The 2,803-nt window shown below is 37.6% G+C and carries 1 protein-coding gene and 2 pseudogenes; 2 read left to right on the top strand and 1 reads right to left on the bottom strand.

Features of this window, described 5'->3' with window-relative positions:
- Together Q0X72_RS13310 and Q0X72_RS13305 are read left to right on the top strand one after the other, a co-directional pair.
- Nucleotides 1-190 (top strand): annotated as a pseudogene (locus Q0X72_RS13310) (hypothetical protein); the annotation flags it as partial.
- A 206-nt stretch (nucleotides 191-396) separates the two neighbouring features.
- Nucleotides 397-2,232, top strand: a complete 1,836-nt coding sequence (locus Q0X72_RS13305; RefSeq protein ID WP_297766385.1) for a mechanosensitive ion channel family protein — start codon at nucleotides 397-399, stop codon at nucleotides 2,230-2,232.
- An 82-nt stretch (nucleotides 2,233-2,314) separates the two neighbouring features.
- Here the strand turns inward: Q0X72_RS13305 and Q0X72_RS13300 are convergent.
- Nucleotides 2,315-2,446 (bottom strand): annotated as a pseudogene (locus tag Q0X72_RS13300) (septum formation inhibitor Maf); the annotation flags it as partial.
- Nucleotides 2,447-2,803 lie beyond the last annotated feature (357 nt).

Here is a 2,803-nt window from a genome sequence, read left to right as displayed (position 1 = left end):
AATTAAAGCCAGGATAAAAGCTGTACCTGGCAAACAATGGTTTGTGGGCCGCGAGTATCGGAAACGTCTGAAAGCAGCTTTTGACAAGGTTGGAATTGAGATCCCTTTCCCTCATCGAACCATTTATTGGGGCTCAAACAGCAGTCCGTTTAAATTAGAAATTGATGGTGAAAAGGTTAAATCTGCATAATTACGTAATATGCAAATTGATGGTTTTAAACTATTGATTATCGTGTTTCGGGAGCGTTTATGCTGTTTTTCCATTTATTCTCGGCTTATATAGGTCATATTTTGAATTTATACTTAAGGCTATTTTAGCCTGTAACGATCGGATTTTTATATTGAATTCCTTTTGAATTCACGAATTAGAAGTAACATAATTGTAAATCAGTGTAAATGACTTCAACAGCATCTCTCAATCTAGCTTACAAAACCGAAGAGGAGTATAAACTATTCCCAAGATGTAGCAGAGTCTGGCTAATATTTTTAGCTGTAATTTTTCTTTGTACATATACTGTAAATGCTCAATCAGATAGCCTTATTAGTGAAAAGGGCACTATTATTACTTCAGCATTGAAGGATAGTCTTAACGATAGTGAAAAGTTAAGCAGTGACAGCTCCACAAAAAAAGTAAGGATAGATTCTTTGCGAAACATCGTTGAAGGATATCCTGTAATTGTAAATCTAACAGATACTTTGTTTGTTGTCCATTCAAGTATTGGAGAGTCTTCACCTAAAAAAAGAGCAAAGAATATTACCAATAAGATTATACAGTTGCAGAAAGATGATTTTGTAAAAATCGATTCAATTTTGGTGGTTGAAAGAGATAACACATTTGATATTGTTTATGGTGAAGCTATTATAATAAAAATTTCTTCGGCCGATGCCGCCTGGTATGATAAAAGCCAGTCTGATTTAGCCAATGAATTAAGTGTAAAAATTAAGGAGTCAATTATTAAATCTAAAGAGGAGCATGGTTTAGTAAAGTTGCTTCAAAGAATTGGATTGGCTCTGCTTGTACTAGTAATTTTAAGGCTAGTCTTTTGGTTAATTGGAAAGGGCAACACTTTCTTATTTGGCTATATAACTAAGCAGGAGGGTAAGTTGAGCAGGAAATTGTCTTATGGGGACTATACTTTCTTAACGCCCGAAAGGATAATGCGAATCAACCTATTTGCATTGAAGATATTAAGATGGTTTCTTTATGCCTTTTTTGCTTATTTTGCCCTGTCTATAATCTTTAACATTTTCCCTTTCTCACGTGCCTGGTCCCATGCACTTTTCCAATTGATATGGACTCCTCTCAAAGATACCATGATTGCGGCGTGGGAATACTTACCTAATCTGTTTACGGTTGTGGTTATCATTTTTGTAATGAAGTATTTTATCAGATTTATAAAATACATTTTTGCCGAAATTGAAACCGAAAAACTAAAGATATCAGGATTTTATAGCGACTGGGCACGACCAACATTTGCCCTTGTGAGGCTTATGCTGTATGCCTTTACGCTTGTTTTGATATTTCCCTACCTCCCGGGTTCAGACTCAGATATTTTTAAAGGTGTTTCCATATTTATTGGGGTTTTATTGTCTCTGGGTTCATCTTCAGCTGTTGGAAATATGATCGCGGGACTGATGATTACGTATATGCGTCCGTTTAAGATTGGCGACCGCATCGAAATAGCCGGCGTTAGTGGGGATGTAGTGGAAAAAACACTGCTGGTAACGAGGTTGAAAACATCCAAAAACGAAGTAATTACCATTCCCAATTCATCTATACTGTCAGGAAACACAAAGAATTATACTCTTAAGGCTAATGAAGAAGGTTTAATAATACATACTACCGTAACCATCGGTTATGATGTCCCCTGGAAAGATGTGTATCGGGCATTGATCGATGCCGCTTTAAACACCGAGATGATCTTAAAGGAACCACAGCCTTTTGTTTTACAAACAAGCCTTGATGATTTCTATGTTTCATACCAGATTAATGCTTATACAAAAGAAGCAAGCAGGCAAGCTCGCCTATATTCATACCTGCATCAGAACATTCAGAATGTTTTCAATGAAAGAGCTATTGAAATCCTATCCCCTCATTATCGGGCGGACAGAGATGGCAACATGACCACAATCCCTGCTGATTATCTACCAAGAGATTATAAACCACCAAGTTTTAAAGTTAGCGTAGAAAAAGATGAAAAAAGGCAGAATTCTGATGATCCAAAAGGATAATGAAGTTTCAAGATTATTGTCACAATTGACAGACGAAGAAAGATAAAGGAAACCCAAATTTAAACAAAAAAATAAGCTATCGCTATCCCACCATCTCTATTAGGGTTTTGTAAACAAATTGAGTGGGCAGGTCAACCACGTTGTTATTGGAGCCTTTTATTTCGTTGACACCAATTAACCCGATCAATTCCTTTATGCCATACCCTCTGGCTTTATCAAAGGGTTGGAATCACGCCCACTTCTCGATAAAATGCTGCTCCACAAAGGATCGCAGCATCACTCGAAGTGACTTGGATAGTTTGCACTCGCTCAGTTCGAGTGATTCCGACAGCCCCGATAGCGATCGGGGTCGGAATTGTATCGAGAACAAAAGAAACTTTCTGTAACTTAGTAGATCCAACTCTTTATACACATAACGTTGAACTTTGAACCACAAACCACCCATGATCACCGGTAAGAATCACATAGGTTATCAGCTCTCCGCCGCGGGCACCAATACCTTTAGGACTTTTGATCCCAAAAAAAACCTGGAAAACCCCTGGGAGTTTTTCGAAGCCGCTATTGACGAAGT

It is taken from the genome of uncultured Muriicola sp., assembly GCF_947258935.1.
Classification (GTDB): domain Bacteria; phylum Bacteroidota; class Bacteroidia; order Flavobacteriales; family Flavobacteriaceae; genus Muriicola.
The sequence above is the reverse complement of the archived record's forward strand: the minus strand, read 5'-3'. Positions and strand labels throughout refer to the sequence as shown.